The sequence below is a fragment of the Methylosinus sp. R-45379 genome (assembly GCF_001644125.1).
Taxonomy (GTDB): domain Bacteria; phylum Pseudomonadota; class Alphaproteobacteria; order Rhizobiales; family Beijerinckiaceae; genus Methylosinus.
The window spans coordinates 1-23,858 of record NZ_LUUM01000287.1; the positions used below are offsets into that span (position 1 = coordinate 1).

The 23,858-nt window shown below is 64.0% G+C and carries 18 protein-coding genes and 3 pseudogenes; 10 read left to right on the plus strand and 11 right to left on the minus strand.

Going from position 1 to position 23,858, the window contains the following annotated elements; genetic code table 11:
* The coding region (locus A1351_RS19960) for a TauD/TfdA family dioxygenase (protein ID WP_198162457.1) at positions 1 to 300 on the plus strand (300 nt) is incomplete at its 5' end.
* A 97-nt stretch (positions 301 to 397) separates the two neighbouring features.
* Here the strand turns inward: A1351_RS19960 and A1351_RS19965 are convergent.
* From A1351_RS19965 to A1351_RS19985, 5 genes and pseudogenes are all read right to left on the minus strand, one after another.
* Positions 398 to 2,056, minus strand: coding sequence for an OprO/OprP family phosphate-selective porin (locus A1351_RS19965; RefSeq protein WP_083967430.1), 1,659 nt, complete (start codon positions 2,054 to 2,056; stop codon positions 398 to 400).
* A gap of 131 nt (positions 2,057 to 2,187) precedes the next feature.
* Positions 2,188 to 2,382 (minus strand): annotated as a pseudogene (locus A1351_RS19970) (IS3 family transposase); the annotation flags it as partial.
* 197 nt (positions 2,383 to 2,579) lie between these two features.
* Positions 2,580 to 5,066 carry a TonB-dependent receptor gene (locus A1351_RS19975; protein WP_064033756.1) on the minus strand — a complete coding sequence of 829 codons (2,487 nt, stop codon included), beginning with the start codon at positions 5,064 to 5,066 and terminating at the stop codon, positions 2,580 to 2,582.
* 159 nt (positions 5,067 to 5,225) lie between these two features.
* Positions 5,226 to 6,170 (minus strand): FecR family protein, encoded by a 945-nt coding sequence (locus tag A1351_RS19980; protein WP_064033757.1) that lies wholly within the window; start codon positions 6,168 to 6,170, stop codon positions 5,226 to 5,228.
* A gap of 87 nt (positions 6,171 to 6,257) precedes the next feature.
* A complete protein-coding gene (locus A1351_RS19985) occupies positions 6,258 to 6,758 on the minus strand; it encodes an RNA polymerase sigma factor (protein ID WP_064033758.1) in 501 nt (166 codons plus the stop codon).
* Between the two features lie 189 nt (positions 6,759 to 6,947).
* Between A1351_RS19985 and A1351_RS24935 the strand changes: the two genes are divergently transcribed.
* Positions 6,948 to 7,187 carry a hypothetical protein gene (locus tag A1351_RS24935; RefSeq protein WP_157096403.1) on the plus strand — a complete coding sequence of 80 codons (240 nt, stop codon included), beginning with the start codon at positions 6,948 to 6,950 and terminating at the stop codon, positions 7,185 to 7,187.
* A 783-nt stretch (positions 7,188 to 7,970) separates the two neighbouring features.
* Here A1351_RS24935 and A1351_RS19995 read toward each other — a convergent pair.
* The 4 genes from A1351_RS19995 to A1351_RS20010 form a co-directional block, all read right to left on the minus strand.
* Positions 7,971 to 8,993: an aldo/keto reductase gene (locus tag A1351_RS19995; protein WP_371441513.1), complete on the minus strand. Its 1,023-nt coding sequence runs from the start codon at positions 8,991 to 8,993 to the stop codon at positions 7,971 to 7,973.
* Between the two features lie 52 nt (positions 8,994 to 9,045).
* On the minus strand, positions 9,046 to 9,786 hold the full coding sequence (locus tag A1351_RS20000; protein ID WP_024879288.1) for an SDR family oxidoreductase: 741 nt from the start codon (positions 9,784 to 9,786) through the stop codon (positions 9,046 to 9,048).
* A 97-nt stretch (positions 9,787 to 9,883) separates the two neighbouring features.
* Complete coding sequence (locus A1351_RS20005) at positions 9,884 to 10,174, minus strand: putative quinol monooxygenase (protein ID WP_026598061.1); 291 nt, start codon at positions 10,172 to 10,174, stop codon at positions 9,884 to 9,886.
* Between the two features lie 84 nt (positions 10,175 to 10,258).
* Positions 10,259 to 11,059 carry a type 1 glutamine amidotransferase domain-containing protein gene (locus tag A1351_RS20010; protein WP_024879290.1) on the minus strand — a complete coding sequence of 267 codons (801 nt, stop codon included), beginning with the start codon at positions 11,057 to 11,059 and terminating at the stop codon, positions 10,259 to 10,261.
* A gap of 110 nt (positions 11,060 to 11,169) precedes the next feature.
* Here A1351_RS20010 and A1351_RS20015 point away from each other — a divergent pair, with 110 nt between their 5' ends.
* From A1351_RS20015 to A1351_RS20035, 5 genes are all read left to right on the plus strand, one after another.
* Complete coding sequence (locus tag A1351_RS20015) at positions 11,170 to 12,078, plus strand: LysR family transcriptional regulator (protein WP_024879291.1); 909 nt, start codon at positions 11,170 to 11,172, stop codon at positions 12,076 to 12,078.
* 330 nt (positions 12,079 to 12,408) lie between these two features.
* Complete coding sequence (locus A1351_RS24940) at positions 12,409 to 12,762, plus strand: hypothetical protein (protein WP_157096405.1); 354 nt, start codon at positions 12,409 to 12,411, stop codon at positions 12,760 to 12,762.
* Between the two features lie 4 nt (positions 12,763 to 12,766).
* Positions 12,767 to 13,987: an AAA family ATPase gene (locus A1351_RS20025; RefSeq protein ID WP_024879293.1), complete on the plus strand. Its 1,221-nt coding sequence runs from the start codon at positions 12,767 to 12,769 to the stop codon at positions 13,985 to 13,987.
* Positions 13,984 to 16,152, plus strand: coding sequence for a hypothetical protein (locus A1351_RS20030; RefSeq protein WP_064033761.1), 2,169 nt, complete (start codon positions 13,984 to 13,986; stop codon positions 16,150 to 16,152). Before A1351_RS20025 ends, A1351_RS20030 begins: the two co-directional genes overlap by 4 nt.
* Before the next feature lie 167 nt (positions 16,153 to 16,319).
* Positions 16,320 to 17,102 (plus strand): hypothetical protein, encoded by a 783-nt coding sequence (locus tag A1351_RS20035; RefSeq protein WP_036308732.1) that lies wholly within the window; start codon positions 16,320 to 16,322, stop codon positions 17,100 to 17,102.
* A gap of 87 nt (positions 17,103 to 17,189) precedes the next feature.
* On the opposite strand, the pseudogene A1351_RS26295 reads toward A1351_RS20035, so the two are convergent.
* A pseudogene (locus A1351_RS26295) lies at positions 17,190 to 17,375 on the minus strand (IS6 family transposase); the annotation flags it as partial.
* 481 nt (positions 17,376 to 17,856) lie between these two features.
* Here A1351_RS26295 and A1351_RS20040 point away from each other — a divergent pair.
* From A1351_RS20040 to A1351_RS20050, 3 genes and pseudogenes are all read left to right on the plus strand, one after another.
* Positions 17,857 to 19,167, plus strand: coding sequence for a 3' terminal RNA ribose 2'-O-methyltransferase Hen1 (locus A1351_RS20040; protein WP_245291692.1), 1,311 nt, complete (start codon positions 17,857 to 17,859; stop codon positions 19,165 to 19,167).
* Positions 19,168 to 19,219: 52 nt separating this feature from the next.
* Positions 19,220 to 21,784 carry a polynucleotide kinase-phosphatase gene (locus tag A1351_RS20045; protein ID WP_064033762.1) on the plus strand — a complete coding sequence of 855 codons (2,565 nt, stop codon included), beginning with the start codon at positions 19,220 to 19,222 and terminating at the stop codon, positions 21,782 to 21,784.
* 341 nt (positions 21,785 to 22,125) lie between these two features.
* Positions 22,126 to 22,587: pseudogene (locus A1351_RS20050) on the plus strand (AAA family ATPase); the annotation flags it as partial.
* A 169-nt stretch (positions 22,588 to 22,756) separates the two neighbouring features.
* Here the strand turns inward: A1351_RS20050 and A1351_RS20055 are convergent.
* Positions 22,757 to 23,794, minus strand: a complete 1,038-nt coding sequence (locus tag A1351_RS20055) for an aldo/keto reductase (RefSeq protein ID WP_024879298.1) — start codon at positions 23,792 to 23,794, stop codon at positions 22,757 to 22,759.
* Positions 23,795 to 23,858 lie beyond the last annotated feature (64 nt).

The window sequence follows — 23,858 nt, forward strand, 5'->3', positions numbered from 1 at the left end:
CTCTCCAAGGGGCACGATCATCCGCTGGTGTGGACGCATAAATCAGGACGCAAGTCGCTCGTGCTCGGATGCACGGCGTCGCATATCGAAGGCCTGGCGCCGGATGTAGGCGGCGCGCTTCTCGCCGAGCTCACGCAATGGGCGATATCGCCGAGATTCGTCTATCGGCACGAATGGAGCGTCGGCGATCTTCTCATCTGGGACAATGCCGGAACCATGCATCGCGTCACGCCCTATGACGCTGAGAGCGGTCGGCTGATGACGCGCACGACCATCGCCGGCGAGGAGCCTCTGGCCTGACGACAAGGCCGACTCTGGCGAGCGGCGATCGGGCCGTTCGTTAGGCTCATTCCTTCATTGGAAGCGAGTTCTTATCGACCCGAAGCTGCGCTCTGCTTCACCAAAAAACTTGCGCCCGCGCTAGGAACAGGCTCGGATGATCGCCGTTGAGAAATGCGCGATCGGCGGGTGCGATCAGCGTCATTGCGCGCGTCCAATTCGCCTGTAGGCGCACGCCGCGCACCGGGTACCAGTTCAGAGCCACGGTGAGATTCTCCTGCCGGCCGCCGAGCGTCGCCGTATTGGCGACGGCTTTTTGCGCAGCGGAACCCGCGGCTGTCGCCAGATAGACGAAGCTCGCCGGGACGAGCCCGCCATTGTTCAGATTGATCCCCTCATAGCGCGCGGCGACCTCGACGGCGCCATAGCCGCCTTTGTTCAGAGGGTCCTTGATCTTCACATCGGCGAAAGTGCCGGGCGTGCTCCAATTTTTGTCATAGCCCTCGTAGGAGGCGGCGCGCGATTCCCCGGTGAGGAACAAAGATGCAGCGACATGATAGGCGCTGTAATGCAGCTGCGCGCCGCCGCCATTTGCGTAGAGGAAGGCGAGCGTGGCGTCGCGCTGATATTGAGCGCCGACATATTCCGCCTCGACAGAGACCGGACCATAGGCGGCGGCGGCTTCGAAGCCGTAATTGTAGGAATATTTCAGGCAGCTCGGCCGCTGCACGAAAGGCGCGACCAGCTGGCCGGCGCCGGTCGTCGCGACATTGAGCGTCGCCGCCGAGGCCGCGCAGGAGAGATCCTGCGCCGCGGGCACTCGGACCGTCGCCCCGCCCGCGCCGAGAATTCCGGTGAGCTCGCGCTCGAAGCCGGAGGCGCCGGGCGTCAGATTGGTGGCGTCGGTGGCTGCGGTCGTCCCATTGGGGCGATGATAGACGAAGGATCCGCCGAGGTGGAGCAGCGCATCCTCCTCGTGAATGGGCGCATAGACGGCGCGCGCCGAAGCGTCCCAATATTGCGCGTTTCCGGTGGGCGGGGCGCTCGCCGTGTCCTGCGGGCTTGTGGAGAAAATGCCGCCCTTGAGCGCCCAGCTCGCATCGCCGACGCCGACGGCTGCGCCAATGTGGCGTGCGGGACCGAGATTGGCCGTCAGGCTGCGTTCGAGGAAGGTGATGTGCTTGTCGGAATCGAGCGTTTCCCGGCCGAAAGGCTCGTGGAAATTGCCGATCTGGATGGAAACCGGCTGGGCGCTGATCCACTCGGGCAGGAATTTGGCGCGATAGGCGAGATAGGCGTCGCGAATGCCGGCGACGCCTCCGGCGGCGGTGGCGAAATCATATTGGAAACGATAGATCCAATTGCCATAGGCGCGTCCGGTCACTTCGAGCTCGGCGCGGCGGAAGCCGACATTGCTGCGCCTTATCGTGTCCGCCGAGCTGGCGAAGCCGCCGTCCGTATGGATGCGTCCGCCGACCTTGAAATCGAAGCTCTTGTCCTCGCTCTCGACATAGAGGCCGTTCTTGAAGCTGACGAAGACGGGTGGCGGGACTGCCGCGGCCGGAGCGGACTTCGTCGGATCGTGGCGCTCCGTCGCCGCTCGATTTGCTCGGGACTGGGCGTCGAGCTTGGTCTCGAGGCGTTTCAGCTCCGCTTTCAAAGCTTTGATCTCACGGGCCGTATCGGCGAGACTCGAGACGGGGGCGCCCAACGCGGCTATGAGCGTTGCAGCTGCGACGCCCTTTCGATCTGCACGACTCCCGCCTTTGACGAACATGCGCATTTCCCTCCAGCAGCCCGAACAGCTCGTTAATCATGACTTGCTCGAGCAGGCCTTGCGTCAGTCGGCAGAAGGAGGGGATGCAGCGCTCTTCACGCTTTGGCGGTCGAGGATGGCGACGAGGGGAGACGACGATCATGCAGCGCCTGCTCGAGCGCGTCGAGCATGAAGGCCGCATGCGCCGTGCGCGAGGCGCGCCGGCCGACAATCCGCCGGGCGAGGGCGGCGATCACGAAAGCCACATAGATGAAGTCTCGCCAAGTCGAGATATAGGTGAAATCGGACAGCCAGAGGGTATGAGCATTCCTTCCCGGCGCCATGAAGGGGGCGAGGCGGATATATGCGCGCCGACGCGGCGAAGATCGCCGGATCGGCGCCGGCGGCGACTTCGATCTGGCGCATGAGACCGAAGGCGTCGCGGGCGTCGAATAAATCGGTCGCTCGGCAGTCCGAGCCGTGGCGTCGCGAGGCCGTGATCGAGCGGCGCGGCGCCCCGCTGGAGCCATGCGGCTTGGACGGCTCAGAACTCCACGCGCAGCGACCCGATGAAGCTCTGTGGTTGTCCGATCATGACCGTGGTCCTGTTGGCGGCCGAGATGAAATATCGCGTGTCGGTTAGATTCCGGGCGTTCAGCTGCGCGGTGAATGTGTAGCCTTCATATGCGAATTGGTAGGAAATCATCCCGTTCAGCAGAAAGTATGTCGGTAGCGTGTAGGAGTTCGCATTGTCGCCGAATTGGTCGGCGACGCCGGTCACGCCGCCGGCGACGCTCAAACCTCTCAATGGTCCGTCGGCGTCGTATTTCACCCATAGATTGCCGTAATTGCGCGGATTCCCAGGTAGCGCATTGCCTTTGATGGATTGCTGCGTGGCGATCGCGGTCAGATAGTTCGGGTTGAGGACGCCCTGCATGATGCGAACGTCGTCATGCGTGTAATTGGCGAGAACGCTCCAATTGTCGTCCACGCGCCCCGTGACGTCGAATTCGACGCCGCGGCTGCGCACCTTGCCGATCAGCAGCGAATTGTTCGAGTTGGCCGGGTCTGGCTGCGGAATATTGGTTTTGACGATGTCGAAATAGGCGGCGGTGGCGGAGATGCGCTTGTCGAGCAACTCGACCTTCACGCCGCCTTCGAACTGCTCGCCCTTCTGAGGCGGGAGAACTTGCCCGACGCCCGTTTGACCATTGTTCGCCCCGAGCGATCGGGTGAAATTGCCATAGAGGCTCAACCAGGGCAGGGGCTGGACGCTCAAGCCGATACGCGGGCTGAAGCCATGGTCGTAGCGGTCCGCGAAGCTGGCTCGGGCGATGTCGGGGGTCGCATATTTCGTGCTCGAGCCCGTGCGCGACCAGTCGAACCGTCCGCCGAGAAGCAGATGCACGCGGTCGTCGAAGGCCGAAATCATGTCCTGCCCATAGACGCCGTCCCATTTCTGTCTCTGGAAAACCCAGGACGGCCCGTAAGCGAAGGGATTTTGCAGCGCGACATAGATCGGATTGTATATATTTATCGTTTGCGTGTTCGAGTTGAACACATTCACCATAGGCCATGTATAACTGAAATGATCATAGCCGAATAGCAACGAATGCCGCAGCGGTCCGGTCGAGACATTCCCCTTTATGTCGACGTTCGTCGTCAGCATCTGTTGATTGAACCCCGGCGAGGTGTAGAGCGCTGTGGTCAAATTTCCGGTCGCGGCGTTGAACGATGTCGAATAGGTGTCCATGATTCTGGCGTTCGAATTCGTATACGCCAGTCGATTGGCGATGCTCCAATCGGAGTCGAAGCGATACTCCCAATCATAGGCGATCATCTTTCGCTCGAAGCGATCGGGCGTGCTCTGGAGTATCCCCGGCTGTTGCAGATATCGCGTCAGCGGAATCTGCGCCAGCGTTCCGCCGACCGCCGGAAAAAGAGCGAAATCGTCGACGGCGGTTCTGTGCAGATATTCGAAGTCGATGTTGATCTTGAATTGATCGATCGGGCGCCACGAGACGGTCGGAGCGACGAAGACATTCCTCTCGCTGACGAAATCGCGGAACGAATCTGCGTGAAGATAGGCCGCATTGACGCGATAGAGCACGGATTTGTCGGATGTCACCGGCCCCGTCGCGTCGACGGTCGTTCGCGTGAGGCCATAGGAGCCGATTTGCTCCTGGACAGAATAATAGGGCGCCTCGAGCGGACGTTTCGTCACTATGTCGATGATGCCGCCGGGCTCGACACGGCCGTACAATATCGCGGCCGGGCCTTTCAGCACCTCGATGGATTGCACATTGGCGGTGTCGAGGAAGTATTGCGAATATTGCTGCAATCCGTTGCGATAGGGGTAGGTCGTGAATCCGCGAACCTTATACTGTTCGACATAGCTCGGGTTGGGCCGCACGCCGCTCGAATTCGTCAGCACCGTATCGATCAATCTGATCGCCTGCTGATCGTCCATCGTCTGGCGGGTCACGACCTGCACCGAGACAGGCGTCTTGAAGATCGGCGCATCCATCTTCAGCGCAGAGGTCGCCGTGTCCGCTCTATAGCCGGTGAATCGGTCGCCCGGCCCCTGCGGCGCGCCTCCCGCCTCGCGCGCGCCGGGCTTGTCCTTGCCTTCGGCGCCGACGTCGATCGGCGGCAGCTGTTCCGCCCCAGCGTCGTTGCGCACGCCATTGTCCGCCTGCGCCAGCAGGATCGACACGCTCTCGCCATCGTCGGAGAAGCGATAGGAGAGGCGGGTGCCCTCGAGCAAGCGATCCAGCCCGTCCTTGACGGAAAAAGAGCCTCGAAGTCCCGGCGACGACATGCGGCGCGTGACATGCGCGTCATAGAGAATGTGGAGCCCGCTCTTGTCGGCGAAGCTGTTGAGCGCGGAGCCGAGGGACCCCGGCGAAATGCTGTAGTCGCGCGAGATATAGATCGGCAAATCCGGAGGAATCGCCGCCCGCGCGGGCGCTGGCTGGCCCGTCCCGATCGTGAGTGCGCCGAGCGCCGCCGCCGCGACTGTCGAACTCATACGCGCGTCCTTGTTTCGCCCTCTCGCCCTCGCCGCCATCTTCGTTTCCCTTCGAGCAGTGATGGGGCTCATTGCTGTCCCCGTCTATCCGACGCGCTCGAAATGGAAACCGGAACCGGCTCTCGAAAATTTTCTTCCCCGCGAAAGGCCCCGTGGCCCTCACTCGTGCAGGACGATCACATAATCCGTGAGAAATGTGGCGCGGAGCCCGAGCGCCTGCTCCATCTCCCTGAGCGTACGCATCGGATCGTCGGCGCCGAACACGCCGGTGACGCGGCGCGCGCAATCTGATGCGCGCAGGCAAAAAACATAGCCGTGGCGATGACGGCCGAGCACGGCCAGCACTTCGCCCAGAGGCTGATCCTCGACGATCAGCTTGCCGCGCCGCCACGCCGTCGCAGCGTCCACGTCCTGGGATACAGGCGCGGCCGCCGGCCTGTCGCGGTCATAGGAGGACTGCCGCCCCTCCTCGACGACGACATTCCCGCCGCCGCTGCGGACCTCCACCCTATGCTCCGTCACCGTGACGCGCGCGCCATCGCCGATCAGCGCCACGTCGAAAGCCGTGCCCAGCGCCGTGACGGTCCCCTCGGCCGCTTCCACCACGAAAGGACGGGCCGGGTTCGGCGCGACCTCGAACAAGGCCTCGCCACGCAGCAGGACCACGCGCCTCTCGCCCGCCGCATATCGCAGCGTGATCGCCGAGCGCGCGTCGAGATGCGCCTTGGAGCCGTCGTCCAGGACGATAGAGCGGATCTCGCCGACGCCCGTGGAGCGATCGGCGCGCAGGGCGATCGAAAGATCGTCGAAGCCCAGAAGCAAGGCGAATGCGGCGGCGGCGGCGAGGGCGGCCGCCGGTCGCTCATAGCGCCGGACCGCAGGGACACGCACGTGCGCGTAGAGCGCGGGCTCCATGCTCCGCACATGTCGGACCATGCCGGAAATATCGGCGAAGGCCGCGCGATGCGCCGGATCGCGCGCGAGCCACGCCTGAAAGGCGACCTCTTCCGACGGCGGCAGCGGGCCGGATCGGCGCGCGACCCACCAGGCGATGGCGGCCTCGCGGGCGGGGTCTTCATCGGAGTCTTTCGGGTCTTGGCGCATTTCGAAGTCCCAGAGGCGGCCGAGGGCTATCGTCTATTCCGACGGCGAAGGCGGACAAAACGGAACCTCGCCCGCGAAAATTTCGTCTCAATCCAGAGCGGCGCGGCACAGCCGGATGGCGCTGGCCATATGCTTGCGCGCCATTCTGTCCGAAATGCCGAGCCGGCGCGCCACCTCGCTCATGGGGATGTCCTCGAACACGGCCATGAGGAACACGTCGCGGCAGCGGGGCGGCAGTGCTCGGATCGCCGCGTCGAGCCTCTGCGATTTCTTCTTGTATTCGAGAATCTCGTCGGGCGTGGCCGCGTCGGACGGGGCGTCGACGAAATAATCGACATATTCGAGATAGCGCGTCTCGGTCCTGCGCCGGCGGGCGAAATCCAGGCTGAGATTGGCGGCGATCCGCTGGAGGAAGGCCGGCGGATCGAGGACGGTCTCCAAGCTCTCATGGCGCAGCGCCCTGAGAAAGGTCTCCTGGAGGAGATCCGCAGCATTGTCGGCCCCGACTTTCCGCGTGAGATAGCCGAGCAACTCGCGCCGGTTACGCAAGAACAGCGCGCGCAGAAGCGACTTTTTGTCGTCGAGCATGAGGGGCTCCGGCAGGAGCGAGGGAGAGTCTCGGGCAGGCTCCGCCGCCCCCGATCGGGGCAATGCGTCTGCGCGCCGCTGGCGGCGAAGCAAAAAGGCTATGCGAGCCGAGGCGGCGCGCGCTGTGACCAAGAGGTGATCCAGCCGAGGGGCGACGCCGGTTCTCCGATCAGGAGGAAATAGGTGGAAATGGCGCCGGCGATCGGAAATGATGGTCTCATGCTGTCCGGCGTCGCCGCGGCACTATCGCCGAGGACGCCGAATTGGCCGGAGCGGCATGGGATGCAGCAGGAACAGGAAATGTGCCGCACGGGCGAATGTCGATGGTCGCCAGCGTCGCTGTCGGCCGCGCAGCGAACGAAATCCGCCGAGACGGCGCCGCCGTCCACGACGTTCCAGCGCGCCGACGCCGCGGCTGTCAGGCCTTGAATGACGAGGACCCACGCCAATAGTCCCGCAATCAAAATGCGGGCGCCCCTCTTCGTCCAAGGCGCGGACTTGTCCATGCTGCTCACGGAACCTCTGGATCCTGCGCCGAGTCAAGGGCGGAGGACCAGACGCCAGGCGAATGCGCATCGCCTGTTGCAGAATCGCCACATGGATCGAACGGCGCGGCTCGATCGACAGCATTCCGTCAAAGCACAGCAAAGCAGGCCGACTTTCCTGGCGCCGGTGCAGCGGCTGGCGCCGCCGAGCCGTCAGAGCGGGACAGCGAAAATCCTGCAAGCGGTCTGTTGCGAGGAGATGGTCGCGCTCGGCGCGGCGCGCATCTGCACGCCCGAGCCGGAGGCCTCGGCCGGCCGAGCGGAACAGAAAACGAGCGAGCCGACGCCGAACGCTCGTCCAGACCTACGCCAGTGCGCCGGGAGATTCGCTGAAGAGCGAAGCTGTGAAGCCATGTGTCACAAGGGATGTGGAAACTCGCCCCAGCTAAGGCGATTTTCTAGTGATTCCAGTAATTTGTGGAATTCTGGCTGGGGCGGGGGGATACCGCCCCCGGGCGCCAGAATGCGCAAGTCATTGGCGTCGCATCACGTCCGGCGATGCTGGCCGAGTGGTGTCACGCGCATTTGTAGCACTCCGGCGCCGCGACGGAATCCGTGATCCGCCGCGGCTATCTTTGAGGCGTGCGTAATCGGTCGGCTCGGCCGCGAAATGGTTGCGGCGGCGAATGGCGCGAATGGCCCGCTCGGATCGAGCCGGCGAGCCCTGTCACCGTGCGACAGGAGTGGGCGCGGCAGGGTGGATGAGGCCGGCGTCGCGCAGACGGCGCCAAAACTCTGCCGGAATGATCTCATCCATGGCGGCGCGATCCTCTGCAATGCGGCTCGGACGGCTCGCGCCGGGTATCGCCGCCGCGACCGCCGGATGCGCGAGCGAGAATTGCAGCCCGGCCGCCTTCATGCCGACTCCATGCTCGTCGGCGATCGCTTTGATCCGCGCGACCTTGTCGAGAATGGCCGGCGTCGCCGGCGCATATTCGAAATTGGGTCCGCCCACCAGCGCGCCCGAGCTATAGGGTCCGCCCACGACGATGCGCAGACCGCGTTCCGCCGCCATCGGCATCACGCGCTGAAGCGCCTTTTCATGGTCGAGCAGCGTGTAGCGGCCGGCGAGCAGAAATATGTCGGGACGCGGCTCGTCGAGCTCCATCACGATCTCGATCGGCTCGACGCGGTTGACGCCGAGGCCCCATCCCGCGATCACGCCCTCCTCGCGCAGCCGGTCGAGTGCGCGAAAGGCTCCGAGGCGCGCGCTCTCGAACATGGCCAGCCACTCGTCGCCATAGAAGTCCTGCGCCACGTCATGGACGAAGACGAAGTCGATATGGTCTGTCCTCATGCGCTTCAGGCTGTCTTCCAGCGAGCGCAGCGTCGCGCTCTCCGAATAATCATTGACGATGCGGTTCGGACGGCCATGAGCGAAGACACCGCTCGTCTCGCCGAGATCGCGGGCGCCGATGTCCTCGACCTCGTCGAGGATGACGCGGCCCACCTTGGTGCTGATGACGTAATCCTCGCGCGGCTTGCCCGCCAAGGCCTCGCCCAAGCGGAGTTCCGCGAGGCCGGCGCCATAGAAGGGCGCCGTGTCGAAATAGCGGACGCCGTCGTTCCAGGCGGCCTCCACAGTCGCGCGCGCCTCCTCCTCTGGAATGTCGCGAAACATATTGCCGAGCGGGGCGGCGCCGAAGCCGAGCTTGCTTGGCAGAAGCTTCTGTATGCTCACCGTTTCCATCCTTTGGCTCCTCCGGCGGCGGCCTTCCGGCCTGCCGCCGGACCCTGGTCGATCAGAATTCCTGCGTAGTCGGGCGCAGCACGATTTCATTGATGTCTACATCGGCGGGCTGCTCGATCGCGAAAGCGATGGCGCGCGCGACGGAAGCGGCCGGAATAGCGATCTTGTAAAAATCCATTACAGTCGCGCGGGCGCCGCTCGTCGTCGAATATTTGAGGTCGCTGTCGACGGCGCCCGGCTCGATCGAGGTGACGCGGATCTTGCCGCCGATTTCTTGCCGGAGCCCCTCGGAGATCGCGCGCACGGCGAATTTCGTGCCCGAATAGACCGTGCCACCCGGCGCGAAGACCTTTGTGCCGGCGACGGAGCTGATGTTGATGATATGGCCGCTGTCCTGCGCGACGAAGATCGGCAGAGCGGCGGCGATTCCATAGAGCACGCCCTTCAGATTGACGTCGATCATCGCGTCCCATTCCTCGGTGTTCACTTCGATCATGGGACGGATCGGCATCAGCCCGGCATTGTTGACGATGACGTCGAGGCGGCCGAAATCGGCGACCGCCGCATCGACGACCGCCTTGACCTGATGCTTGTCGGTCACATCCAAAGGATAGGCGCGCGCCTCTCCGCCCGCTTTCGTGATCTCGGCTACGACCTCATCGAGCTTGTCCTTGCGGCGCGCTGCGACGGCGATGCGGGCGCCGCGCGCGGCGAGATGGCGCGCGGTCTCGGCGCCGAGTCCGACGCCGCCGCCGGTGATGAGCACGACCTTGCCTTCGATGCCTTCGCTCATGATGCAAATCCTCTTTTGTCGCGCGTGTTCGGCTTCCGCCGGAGACGTGGTCGACGGTTCCGGCCTTCTCGCACCGCCGGAGATGATGATTGGACGGTCAGCCCACCTGGACGGGGTCGAGCGACAAGGCCGTCCGTTCGGCGAGATCATTGATCGCCGCGAGATAGGCGTGGAAATGGGGCGTCTCGCGATGCGCCGCAACTGCTTCGCTGTTCGTGTAGAGCTCGTCGAGCACGAAGCGCGTGGGGTCGGCCTGGTCGCGCCATAGATCGTAGCGCAGATTGCCCGGCTCTGCGCGGCTCGGCGCGATCATGCCGGCGAGCAGCGCTTCGAGCGCCTCTTGCTTGTCGGGTCTGGCGGTGAGCAGAGCGATGATTTTCACAGTCATTGCTGTCTGTCCTTCGACTGTCGCGAGGAGCGCGACGCGCATGCGCAGCGCCCCGCCAGTCATGCGCGTTCTCATTTCATTTGCTCATGTCGGCGCGAGCGAGCGATCCAACGCCGCGATGAGGGCCGCGGCGATCGGATGATCGGAGCGCGGGTTCTGTCCGGTGATGAGCTCGCGGTCGATGACGACATGCGGCGCGAAGTCGACCGCGCCGACGGAAACCTCGCCGCCTGCCGCCGTCAGCGCGAAGGGCATGTCGAAATAGAGCTTCGCATGGAGGATTTGGTTCTCGGCGACCGTCTCCTCGCTCGCTGAGAAGACGGTCATCCTATAGCCGGCATATTGCCAGCCCTCGGCCCATTTCCTGGCGATCTCGACGGCGCCGGCGATCAGCGCCGCGCGGAATTCGCGAGCGTGCGGCATCGCCGCGACCACCGCAATCGGGCCGTGGCAGAGTAGGGCGGTGGGCTTGGCGCTTTCGTGGAAATGGCGAAGGACTTCGCCCATTTCGCGATCCTGCATGAGGTCTGTGATCGGCGCGTGTCCGCCGGGAACGAAGACGCCGACATAAAGGTCGAGGCCTTCCGCGATGACCTCGCGCAGCTTGCGTGGCGCGTTCATCGCGGGATGCTCGGCGTAGAAGCTTTTCGCGCGCCGATAGGCGGCCTCGTCGCTGTCGAAATGCGCGGCCGTGTCCGACGTTGCGTCGATATGCGGCTTGGTTCCGTCGGGCGTGGCGAGGACGATCTCATAGCCGGCGTCGATCAGCGCCATGGCGGGGATGACGGTTTCGTTGAGATATTGACCGGTCGCGCCCCAGCCGCCGCCCTGGACCTCGATCCGTGTGGCGTTGGAGCCGATCGCCAGCACTTTCCCCTTGGTCATTGCAGCCTCCATTGGCTCACGTCCCCTTGGACGCCGCCAACATGCGCCTGCGCCTATCATTCTGCAGCTTTATTTCTTTTATTCTAGATATAGGTATGGGATTATAACTGATGCGCTATGATCTGAACCTGCTGCCCATCTTCGTCGCCCTGATGGAGGAGCGCAGCGTCACTCGCGCGGCGGAGCGGCTCGGCATGACCCAGCCGGCCATGTCCAATGCCTTGGCGCGGCTACGGGCGATGCTGCAAGATCAGCTTTTCATCCGCGGGCGCTACGGCGTGCAGCCGACCCCGATCGCTCTGGAGCTCGCTCCGGTGGTCGCCGATGCGCTGACGAAGCTCGACGACGCCGTGCTGGGCCAGCAGGATTTCGATCCGGCGAAGGCCGAGCGTCTCTTCACCATCGCACCCAACAGCTATGTCGAATATGTGCTGGCGCCGGCGATCGTCGCGCGGCTCGGGCGGATCGCGCCGGGAGTCACTTTGCGTCTCACGCCCTATGGCAATGACCTCGCCGAGACCGGAGTCGTTTCCGGCGCCACGGCGATGGTTCTCGGCCGTATCGTCGACCCGCCGGACAATCTCGTCGTGCAGCATCTGATGGAGGAGAGCCTGGCCTGCGTGGTGCGGGCGGACCACCCCGAAATCGGCGACAAGATCACGAGGAAGCAGTTCGAGGCGCTGCGCCACGTCAATGTGGTTCCGCCCGGCCGCCTGCGCGTGGGGCTGTTTCAGGCGCTGGCGCGACAGGAGCTGCGGCGCGACGTCGCCATTTCAGTGACGAATTTCTTCGCGGTCGCGGAGATGGTGGCGGTCACCGATTATTGCGCGACCTTGCCGCGCCTGATCTGCCGCCGCCTCGCCGACGACCGACGGCTCAAGGTGCTGCCGGCGCCCGTCGATCTCGGAACCTTCCCGGTCGAGATGGCGTGGCACATGCGCTACCGCCACGACCCCGCCCATCGCTGGCTGCGGTCTTTGATCGCCGAAGTCGCGAGCGATATCGTCGGCGAGATTTGAGCGCGCCGCGCTCGACCCCAAACGTCGAGCGATTCCGGTCGCAAGCGTATCGACGATATGTTATCATACTTCATCACCATCCTGATAATCTTCTTGGTTCATGTAGATATGGACAGCTTTCCGCGCCCCGATTGCAAGTCGACGCCGAAGCCGGCGCCGAAGCTTCCGACTATTCCGATAATCGTCGCCGCCACGACGGCCGCACTGATCGGCGCGGCGCAGATAACCGGCTCCTCGGAGGATCGGATTTCTCCGGCGGAAATCGCGCGTCGCGCGTCTATCGTCGAGGCCCGGCCGCCCGTCGCCTTACGTTCGGTCGAACCGAGGGAGATGAAAGCGGCGATGCTCGAAATGGCGCTTTCGTCGCAGGCGCAAGAGAGCCTGGAAGCGGATATCGCCTCGCGACAGGCGAAGCTGGTCTGGATCGTCTTCTACGATTCCGACGCCGAGGACGGCGATGTAATCGAAATTCAAAGCGGTGGATTTTCTCGAATGATCCGGCTCGCCAAGCAGCCGGTCGCCGTAGCGATCCCCTTTCCCTCCGACGGGGTGGCGACGGTCATCGGCGTCGTCGATGGCGGCGGCGGCGGAGTCACCGTCGGTCTCGTCGGGCCGGACGGAGCCGCGCCTCTCGCCGTGCTGAGCGTTGGGCAGCAAATTTCAATCCCGGTGATTTTGGAATAGCGCCATGCAGCGGCTCCTCTCCGCGCTCACGCGTTACGCGCCATTGCTGTTGCTGCCCCTATGGATTTTGTCCACCCTCCAATTGGCGATTCAGTCCGGCGTCACCACGCAATCCGCCAATGCGTTCCTCACACGCGGCTCCTGGTTCTATTTTGCTGTAGCGACAATGGCCTGGGCCGCAGTTGTCGCCGGACTGCTCCACGCCGGGAGGGCGTGGCCTCGCTTTCTATCCCACAGGTGGATCATGGATATTCTCGACCGCCTCACCAACAAAAACGCGCTGGAGCGCCTCGTGGCCGGCGAAAGCCGAATATCGGTGCTGATCGACGCCAATGATCTGAGACAGCGGCTGAAAGCGAAGGTCATCGGGCAGGACGAGGTGTGCGACGACATCGCCGCGCAAATTCGTCGCCGTCTGGCGCTGAGCCTGCGGAACAGGCCGGTCGGCGTTTTCTTGTTCGCGGGCTCGCCTGGAACAGGCAAGACCTATCTCGGAAAATGTCTCGCGGTGGCGTTGGATCGGCCGCTGCTCCATCTGGACATGACGCAATTCTCCTCGCCTCTGGCGTCGACCCAAATATTCGGCTCGCCGCAAGGCTACGCCGGCTCCGACAGCTATGGAAAGTTGACGGCGATGCTGCGCAACCACCCGGAAGTCGTCGTTCTGCTCGACGAGTTCGAGAAAGCGCATGACGAGGTTCACAAGAAATTCCTCACCGCATGGAACGACGGTTTCGTGACCGAGGCGTCGGACGGACGCCAGATCTCGACGACGCGTGCGATTTTCATCGTGACGACCAATGCGGCGACGGAGCAGCTGACGAAGATCGCCAAGGCCGGCGCCGGCGCGCCCGACGAGATCCGCCGCGCCTCGGTGGAGGCGCTGAAAGCTGAAAGCTTCGCGCCCGAGGTTCTCAATCGGATCGATCGGATTTTCGTGTTCGCGCCGCTTCGAGGGCTCGATGTCGCGCGAGTGGCCGCGCTCGAGATCGAGGCGATGATCGCCGGCTATGGCCTTTCGGTCGCCGATGGCGGCATAGATGCGCATCTGCTCTTCGATATCATGCAGCGGCACGAGCGCCTCGGCGCGGCCGCATCGTCGCGCGATCTGGCGCGCGCGATAGAAGACACGATCAGCGATTCTCTGATCGAGGCGAAGCAGCGCAATGCGCAGCGCGTCATGCTCGTCAATGACGGCGGCAGAGTGGTGGTCGAACCCGCATGAGACGTCCGTTTCTCTCGACGCTCTTAGCAGCGCTCGTCGTGGTCCTTCTCGGGCCGGCGCCCGCGAGGAGCGCCCCATCGCCTCCGAAAGAAGGCGATGTCTATGTCGGCGCCATTCGCTTCGGCGACCGCGATTGGCCCCTGCCGGAAGGAAGCTGGGAGCTTCTGGCTTATGTGCCGAAGCTGAATCCCAACGGCGTCCGCGCCTTCCGCGTCGCGCTCGCCCGATATGACGAGCGGCGCAAATTCGAAGCGCTCGTCATGTTCGCCGTCGGCGAAGTCGGCGATCGACCCGGCTCCGATGCGAGCGCCTCGGGGGAATGCGATCCGCCGAAGGCCCCGTATCAAGGCGAGAAAGCGATACGAGACGCAGAAAGCGACTATAGCTGCTGGAAGCTCGGGACAATCGATCGGACGAATTTGCCGCCCGATCCGGTCTCCGATGTCATTCGGCTCAAAATTCCGTCTGAAGAGACGATCGGATTGCTGCCGGCCGTCTCGTCCGTCACCAAGCGAAATGGCGTCATAGCCCATACGTTCGTGTGGCTGCGGACAGAGCGGCTCTATTCGGGCGCTCGCGACGGAAAAGAAATTCCGCCCGCGCTCTGGCCTGGAGGACCACGCTCGAACGACGCATTCGAAGGGCTGAGGCTCAGCATCATGCTGATGCTGCGAGAATGGGCCATTCACTGGGACCATAGGGTGAGAGACGGATTGGCCGGCCCGGCCGCGAGCGCTGCGGAACCGACGGCTGCGCCCCTGCGGCTGCCCCGCCTCCGAAATCCGAGGAGCGACATTCCCATGCTGCCTGACCTGGGAATCCGGGCGGGCGAAGTGTTCTCGGACGTCGCGCCGATCGGCCCCTTTCTCGTGCCGTTGCCGCCGGGGAAGTGGAAAGCCGTGCTGCGCAATCCGCAGGTCGATTCAGACGACGCCACCGCGATCGATCAAGTCACACTCGTACGCATCGCCGATCATGCGCTCGAGGGCGTGATCCAGATCGAAGCTCGTTTTCTCGATCCGCAAGAAGAGAGCTTGTGCGCGCAGAAGCGCTCGATCGACCTCGCATCTTATCGTGGCCCCGACGAATATTGCGCGGTCATCAATCCGACCGAGATTTCGCCGGAGGACGCCCGCTTTCCATTATATCGGGAGCTGGTCGCCCGCGGGGTGACGAACGTGCCGCCACAGCTCATCGGCTCCTTTTTCGCGTTTTCCGACAAGCTCATCAGCCTCTACGTCTTCGTCGGATTTTCGCCAGAGCGCGCCGGACTACCAGCGCCCAAATCTTACCGAGCGGGAGCTGTTCCCATCGAATGGACGCCCTTCGTCGAGAAGTGGCGCTGGTGGACGCGCCGCTGGGCGGAGGCGGTGCGCGCCGGACTGAGCGGAGAGCTCGATAACGGGCCGCTCCCCGCGAAATGGCGGAACTTCGATCTCAAAAGCGAAAGATTTCGTCCGGTCGCCAATCCGCGGATCGGCGAAACCTACATCGGCAGCGTGCCGCTCGGCGGCAACCGCTGGCCTCTGCCGCGCGGCGCCTGGACTCTGCTGGCGGCGGTTCCGCAATCCATCGACGACTCGATTGTCGCGGACGAGATCGTTCTGGCGCAGCTGTCGAAGGGCAAGCTCGAAGGCGTTGTCAGCATCGCCTATGCGCGGCCCGATTTGGCTTTACCGGTCGAAAAGGTTCGAAACACCTGCGCGCACGCTTCCGGCTTTTTCAGCGAACGCGAGCGCTTCGAGCTCGGCGCCATTCAGGACTGCTGGGAGATACACATCGACGACGGCGCAGGAATTCGGCGAGCCTTCCGCGGATATGAGGCGATCGAGGCGGAGCTGCGCGCGCGCGGGGTCTCTGCGCCCGAACTAATTTTGAACCCAGTGTTCGAGATCGGCGACCGTGATCGCACGGCGGTCCTGATGTACGGCTTCCCCTCGACCCGGCTCTCGGAAGAGCTGCCCGAGGCGGAGGCGAACGACAAGTCGAAATGGCTGCCGAGCCGAGGGCCGCTCGGCCCACGGCAAAAGGCCGTCTACGCCTCTTTGCGGACATGGATCAAAAGCTGGCACGGTTTCGTCCAAGCGGCTTTCGAGCGAAGGCTCGACGACGCATCCGCGCCCTGGGCCAGGCTCCATCCTCGCGTCCGACGATCGAAACACTGAGGCGGCTCCCCCGCAGAGAACAGGAAATCATGTCGGGCTTCCAACACCTCTGGCGAACCGCGCCCGCGTGGCGGACAGCGTTGATCATCGCGATCTGCGCCTCCGCACTCACTCTCGCCTATCCGCCGAGCTTCACGAGTCTTCGGGCGGGTTCGAGCGGATCGCCAATGACTCCGAGCGCTTATGTCTCGCCGAGCTCCGGCGCCACGCCGGCGACGGAACCGGAGCCGCCCATTTCCACCGTGAAATATGGCGATGTTCTCGAGCGCGAAATTTCTTTCAACGGCCGCGTCATCCCGCTCCCGGCAGGAACATGGCGCGTCGTCGCCTCCCTGCCGGGCACAGACACAAATCACGTCACCATCGATGTGAAGGCGCTGGCGAACGAGTCGGAAGGGAAGCTGCGCGGGCTGGTGCTGCTAATCGGAAACGACGAGACGACGCCGAGCCCGACCGGATTTCGCGCCGACGCCAATTGCGAGAGGAGCGACGTCATCTTCACCAAGCTCGTCCGCAACGAGGATTTTGGCGATCAGCGATGCTATTATGTCGACTTGCTCATCACCGACGCGCAGGAATCCTCGTCGCAGCAGCCAAACACTTTGTTGCGCGCCGCTTTCGGCGACCTCGACGAAAGGCGCGTCACTGTGCCGAGCACAATGCTCGGAGCCATGTTCCGCTATGCGAGCCACGAGCGCCTGCTGATCGCGAAATTCTTTTTCAATCCCGAGGTCGAGGGGATCACGCCATCGACAAAGGTCGCATGGCTGGACAATGACTGGAACAAATATAATCTCGCGCGAAATCTGGACAAATCACGATATGTTCAGCGTCTCGAAGCCTGGGCCGCAAAGTGGGACACTATTCTACAGTTGGTCTGGACAGGGCAGACATCCACAGCCGTAACGGAAACAGACCGCGCATTGCCCAAGAGTCCGCTTCGACCTTGAAAATTTAGCGATCATGCCGGTGCGAGCATTTTTCGGTGAGCAAGCCGGTTGCGGTGCAATTTTTGCCGATAACTACGCGATGGGTGGCCCTTTGATTTTGGCGCAGGTCTCATCGACGCGCCACGATCCGCCAGCCCGGCGCGAAACGGTTCCACCGCTTTTCGACCTCCGGAACGTAGCGCTGAACCCAGCGCATGATGGTCGTATGGGCCAACGACAAGCTGCGCTCCGCATCGTTTCCACGAGATCTCGGAAGCTGAGCTTGTATCGCAGATATCAGCGCACGCAGAGAACGATGACCCATTGAAAAGATCGTTCGCGCTCAGCATCGCCCATAACCCCGGCGTTCGGTTCCGCCCTCGGAAGGATTATGCCCTGCTCACGCCGTTCGCACCAGAACCCGACGCGCAAGGGCCACGTAGAGCCGACTACCAGCGGACGGCTAAAACATTGTACGGATAGGATTGTTTCGGCGTTACGGCGAGTGGTAGCGGAGGAGGGACTCGCTACCAATAGGCGCGTAACATCGTGATTCTACCGGAAAACCCTATCCGGCAACACCGCCGTCCAACGGTGACACTGATACATCATGGTGGCGCCTGGACGCAAGACCGCGGACCATCGGCGTGGTGGTCAGCAGGTCAGCGGCGTCGATCTCCGCCTCTCGTTCGCCGCCCTCGGCCGAGACAAGTCGAAGCTCGCCTGCTATAGGCTTCCGCGCCGAACACATTGCCGAGCAAGCTCGATATCCGTCATGTATTTGTCCATCGCCACCACGCATGCGCCGGCCACCGATCTCGGCTTTCTGCTGATGAAGCATCCCGATCGCGCTCATGACGTCGAGCTGTCCTTCGGACGCGGAACCGTGTTTTTCCCGCAGGCCGAGGCGGAACGCTGCGAGGCGGCGCTGATCCTCGACCTCGATCCGGTCGCACTCGTGCGCGGCCGCGGCGGCGCCGAAGGGGTCGCGGATCAATATGTCAACGACCGTCCCTATGCGGCGTCGTCCTTCCTCTCCGTCGCGCTCAACAAGGCGTTCCGCACGGCGATGACCGGCGTCTCGCGCGAGCGGCCGGAGCTGGCAGCGACGGCGATCCCGCTCGAGATCGTCGTCGCGCCTCTGCCCGCGCCGCGCGACGGCGATTTGCTGGAGCGCCTTTTCGCACCGCTGGGCTGGACCGTGGACGCGCGCCGCATCGAGGGGGCGGACGCCCCTTCGCGCTATGTCGAGCTGCGGCTCGCGGGGACGCTGCGCCTCGCCGATGCGCTCGGCCATCTCTATGTGCTGATCCCGGCGATGGACGCCGACAAGCATTATTGGGTCGGCGACGACGAGGTGGAGAAGCTCGTCGCCAAAGGCGGCGCCTGGCTCGCCAGGCACCCCGAGCGCGAGACGATCGCGCGGCGTTTTTTGAAGAACCGCCGCAGCCTCGCGCGCGCCGCCCTCGCGCGTCTCGCGCCGGACACCGAGGCTGAGGAGGGTCTGGAGGACGAAAAGGCGCCGCCCCGCGAGGAGGCGCTCGAGGCGCCGCTGCGTCTGCACGATCGGCGGCTCGACGCCGTCGTCGGCCTGTTGAAAGAGGCGGGCGCGCGCAGCGTCGCCGATCTCGGCTGCGGAGAAGGCCGGCTGCTGCAACGTCTGGTCAAGGAGCGCGGCTTCGAACGTGTGATCGGCCTCGACGCTTCGACCCGCGCGTTGGAGCGCGCCAAGGAGCGCTTGAAGCTCGATCGCGCCGGAGGCCCTTCGATGGAGCGCGTGAGTCTGCTGCATGGCGCGCTCACCTATCGCGACGCGCGCTGGGCCGATGCCGACGCCGTCGCCCTCGTCGAGGTGATCGAGCATCTCGACGCCGACCGTCTGCCGACTTTGGTCGAGATCGTCTTCGGCGCAGCGCATCCGAAGACCGTGATCGTGACGACGCCGAACGCCGAATATAACGCTTTGTTCGATTCTCTGCCCGCCGGCGCCTTCCGCCATCCCGACCATCGCTTCGAATGGACCCGCGCGCAATTTCACGATTGGGCGCCAAGAGCCACGGCTATTCGGTCGCCTTTTCCGGCATAGGCGAGGAGCATCCGGAGCTCGGCCCCGTCACACAGGTTGCGGTGTTCTCGAGATGAATGCGCCTCTCCCGACCCTCCTGGACATTCCCGACTTCTGCCTCGTCGTGCTGATCGGCGCGACGGGCGCGGGCAAAACGAGCTTCGCCTCGCGCTGGTTCAAGCCGACGGAGGTGATCTCCTCGGATCATTGCCGCGGTCTCGTCTGCGACGACGAGACCGACCAATCGGCCTCCGCCGACGCTTTCGCGCTCGTTGCCGCCATCGCCGAGAAGCGCCTGAAGAACCGCCGCCTCGCGGTGATCGACGCGACCAATGTGCGCGCCGCTGATCGCAAATCCTGGGTCGAGCTCGCGCGCCGCTGGCACGCGCTGCCCGTGGCGATCGTCGTCGATCCGGGCCTCGATGTCTGCATCGAGCGCAACAAGGCGCGGCTGGATCGCGATTTCGGACCCGGCGTTCCGCAGCGCATGATTCAGGAGATTCATCGCGGCCTGCGCGGGCTCGCCAATGAGGGCTTTCGGCAGATCTGGAAGCTGTCCTCGGTCGCGGCGATCGAGGCGGCGGTCGTCGAGCGCCGCCCCATGTGGACCGACAAGCGCGACGATACCGGCCCCTTCGATGTGATCGGCGACGTGCATGGCTGCCTCGACGAATTGCGGCGGCTGCTCGAATCGCTCGGCTATGTCGTCGAGGGTGAAGGCGAGGCCGTCGCCGTTTCGGCCCCGCATGGCCGCAAGCTGGTCTTCGTCGGCGATCTCGTCGATCGCGGCCCGGATGTTCCGGGCGTATTGCGCATCGCGATGGCGGCTCAGGAGGCAGGCGTCGCCTATGTCGTGCAGGGCAATCATGACCGCAAATTGTCGCGCTGGCTCGAAGGCCGAAAGGTCACGGTCGGCCATGGGCTTCAGGAATCGATCGATCAGCTCGCCGAGGAGCCGGGCGAGTTCCGGGAGCGCGTGAAGACTTTCCTCGCGGATCTCCGCAGTCATTATTGGCTCGACGGCGGCAAGCTCGCCGTCGCCCATGCTGGGCTGAAGGAGGAAATGATCGGTCGCGGCTCGCCCGCTGTCCGCGAGTTCGCTCTGTTCGGCGAGACGACGGGCGAAACGGATGAGTTCGGCTTGCCGGTGCGGCTCGATTGGGCGGCGAACTACCGCGGCCGTTCGGCCATCGTCTATGGCCATACGCCGACGCCGGATGCGGAATGGGTCAACAACACCATCTGCGTCGACACGGGCTGCGTCTTTGGCGGCAAGCTCACGGCGCTGCGCTGGCCGGAGCGGGAGTTCGTCGAGGTCCCGGCGGCGCGCGTCTATTGCGAGCCGGCGCGCCCGCTCGTCGCCGCGCCGGAGACCGCCTTGCAGGCCGAGGCGGATCGGCTTCTCGATCATGCCGATGTGTCGGGACGGCGATGGATCGACACCACGCTGCTGCGGCGCATTCCCATCGCCGAGGAGAATTCCGCTGCGGCGCTCGAAGCGATGAGCCGTTTCGCCCTCGCGCCGCAATGGCTCGTCTATCTCCCGCCGACCATGTCGCCGGTGGAGACGAGCGCGCGCGACGGCTTTCTCGAGCGCCCGGAGGAGGCGTTCGCTTTCTTCCGCGAGCGCGGCCAAAAGGAAGTCGTGCTCGAGGAAAAGCACATGGGCTCGCGCGCCGTCGTTGCGCTCTGCCGCGACGCCGACGTCGCGCGCCGGCGTTTCGGCGTCCTCTCCGGCGAGAGCGGCCAGATCTGGACGCGCTCGGGCCGCGCCTTCTTCGCGGACGCCGCCGAATGCGAGGCGCTGCTCGCGCGGCTACGCGCCGCTTGCGACAGCGCCCGCCTCTGGGAGACGCTCGCGACCGACTGGCTCCTGTTCGATACGGAAATCATGCCCTGGTCCGCCAAGGCCTCGGCGCTGATCGAGCAGCAATATGCGCCGGTCGCCGCCGCGAGCCACGCCGGTCTCGCGCTCGCCCATGACGCCGCCGCGCGCGCCGCCGCTCGCGGCGTTTCTGTAGAGGCGCTGCGCGATCGGCTCGCGATCCGCGCCGAAAAAGCCGCGCGCTATGGCGAGGCCTGGAAGCCCTATGTCTGGCCGGTTCGCTCGCTCGACGATCTGCATGTCGCCCCATTCCATCTGCTGGCGAGCGCAGGCGCGACGCATTTCGACAAGGACCATCTCTGGCACATGTCGATCGCCGAAACATTGGCGGCGACCGGCGCGCAGAATGTGGCGACGACTCGCTGGCTCCGACTCGCTCTGGAGGACGCCTCGGCTTGCGAGAAGGCGACGCGCTGGTGGGAGGAGCTGACGGAAGCGGGCGGCGAAGGTATGGTCGTGAAGCCGCGAGATTTCATCGCGCGCGGCGCCAAGGGGCCGATCCAGCCGGCGCTGAAAGTGCGTGGCCCGGAATATCTGCGCATCATCTACGGCCCGGAATATGACCTGCCGGAACATCTCGAACGCCTGCGCCAACGCGGGCTCGGCAGCAAAAGGACCAACGCCCTTCGCGAATTTGCGCTCGGTCATGAAGCCCTGACGCGCTTTACCGCCGGCGCGCCCCTGCGCAAGACCCATGAATGCGTCTTCGCGATCCTCGCGCTGGAGAGCGAGCCGATCGATCCGAGGCTTTAAATTACAGGGCTTCCAACGCAGAATGGATAATCTCGCCACGTTTTTCACGGGTGATGCCGTCCAAGATGCGCCAGGAGCGCACCCTAGTGCGAGGCTCCAGACGGCTCCCACGCGATGTAAGTATGTATAAACGAAGTCCGCTGGAGAACCTACATGCTTGTGTATGCAAATAGTTTCATCCTCAACCCGGAAGCTGGCTCAAGAGCAGTGATCGATCAGGTTGCAGCGTGGTTCCAGAAAACTAGAAGCTATGTTGATTCTGAGCGGCTTTCGAAAGGGATACGGGAGTTAAGATTTGCTGATGGAGCATCTCTGAGTTCAATCGCGACCCTCGATGTAGAGCTCGCGGCCATGTCGTCGTGGAAGAACCCGGTCGCCGCATCATCGCCGAGGAAACGGCCAGCGGTGGCAGCGCATTGCCGTGGGGCGATCTCGCAATGTTTCTGCGTCGCGCGATCGACATAGCGTTGGCGGACCACGTGGCGGCGGTGGAGCATAAGGGCTGGGTGTTCTTCGATCGCGGCCTTGTCGACGCGGCATCAGCATTGGAAGCTTTGACCTGAGAACCGGTCCTGCGTCCGTTGTGTATGACGCATCGCTATCATCGCCGCATGTTCATGGCGCCGCCTTGGCCCGACATCTATGTGACTGATACGGATCGCAAGCACGGGTTCGATGCGGCGGTGGTGGAGTATCGCCGCCTCATGGAGACCTATCCGGCACTGGAGTATGAGGTGTTGCACCTGCCGAAGAGCACTACGGCGGCGCGTGCCGATTTCGTGCTGGCCTCCCTGGATGGCTGAACGCGGCGGACGGACGAAGCCAAGCGGCATCATAGGACTATCGTGCAGACGTAGTTTTCATCTTCGTCGGACACGGCCCGCCACCCTGCCGATTGCTCTCTATGGCGCGACACCCTGCGCCATGGCTACGCAAACACCGCTGATTTCCGTGCGTTTGGTAATGCATTCTCTATCCCGTGATTGGCGGATTGCGTCGCGCGAAGCCCTCCTGGATCCGATAGGGAAAATGGGGGTAGGGCGGCATGACGGCGCTCGCCGCGTCGAGCCGCGCGATCTGGTCGGGCGCCAGCGTCCAGCCGACGGCCCCCAAATTCTGCCGGAGCTGGGCTTCGGTCCGCGCGCCGACGATGATCGACGAAACCGTCGGACGCTGGATCAGCCAATTGAGCGCGATCTGCGGCACGGCCTTGCCGGTCTCGTTGGCCAGCTCGTCGAGCACGTCGATGACGCGATAGAGGCGTTCCTCGTCGACCGGCGGTCCGAACTGGGCCGTTTCGTGCAGCCGGCTCTCCGCCGGCAACGGCGCGCCACGCCGGATCTTGCCGGTCAGCCGTCCCCAACCGAGCGGGCTCCAGACGAGGGCTCCGAGGCCCTGGTCGGCCCCCAGCGGCATCAGGTCCCATTCGTAGTCGCGGCCGACGAGCGAATAATAGACCTGATTGGCGACATAGCGCGGCCAACCGTGGGCATCGGCGACGGCCAGCGATTTCATGATCTGCCAACCCGCGAAATTCGACACGCCGACATAGCGAACCTTGCCGGAGCGAACGAGCGCATCGAGCGTCGCCAGCACTTCCTCGACCGGCGTTCCGGCATCAAAGGCATGGAGTTGTAGGAGGTCGATGTAGTCGGCGCCGAGCCGCGTCAGCGCCGCTTCGACGGAGCGGATCAGGCGAAGCCGCGACGTGCCGGCGTCGTTGGGCCCGTCGCCGATTGGCAGGCCGATCTTGGTAGAGATCAGCACGGCGTCGCGTCGGCCCTTGATCGCGGCGCCGAGCACTTCCTCGGAAGCGCCATTGGAATAGACGTCGGCCGTGTCGAACAGGTTGACGCCGGCCTCGAGGCAAATGTCGACGAGGCGACGCGCCTCGATTGCATCGCTCGTGCCCCAATTGCTGAAAAGCGGACCGCTGCCGCCGAATGTGCCGGCGCCGAAGCTGAGGACCGGGACCTCGAGCCCCGAACGGCCGAGAAAGCAAGTCTCCATGGCATGTCTTTCCTGAGTGTCGGTCCGAAGACAATTTGAATCGGATGAATCGCTTGTGATTCAA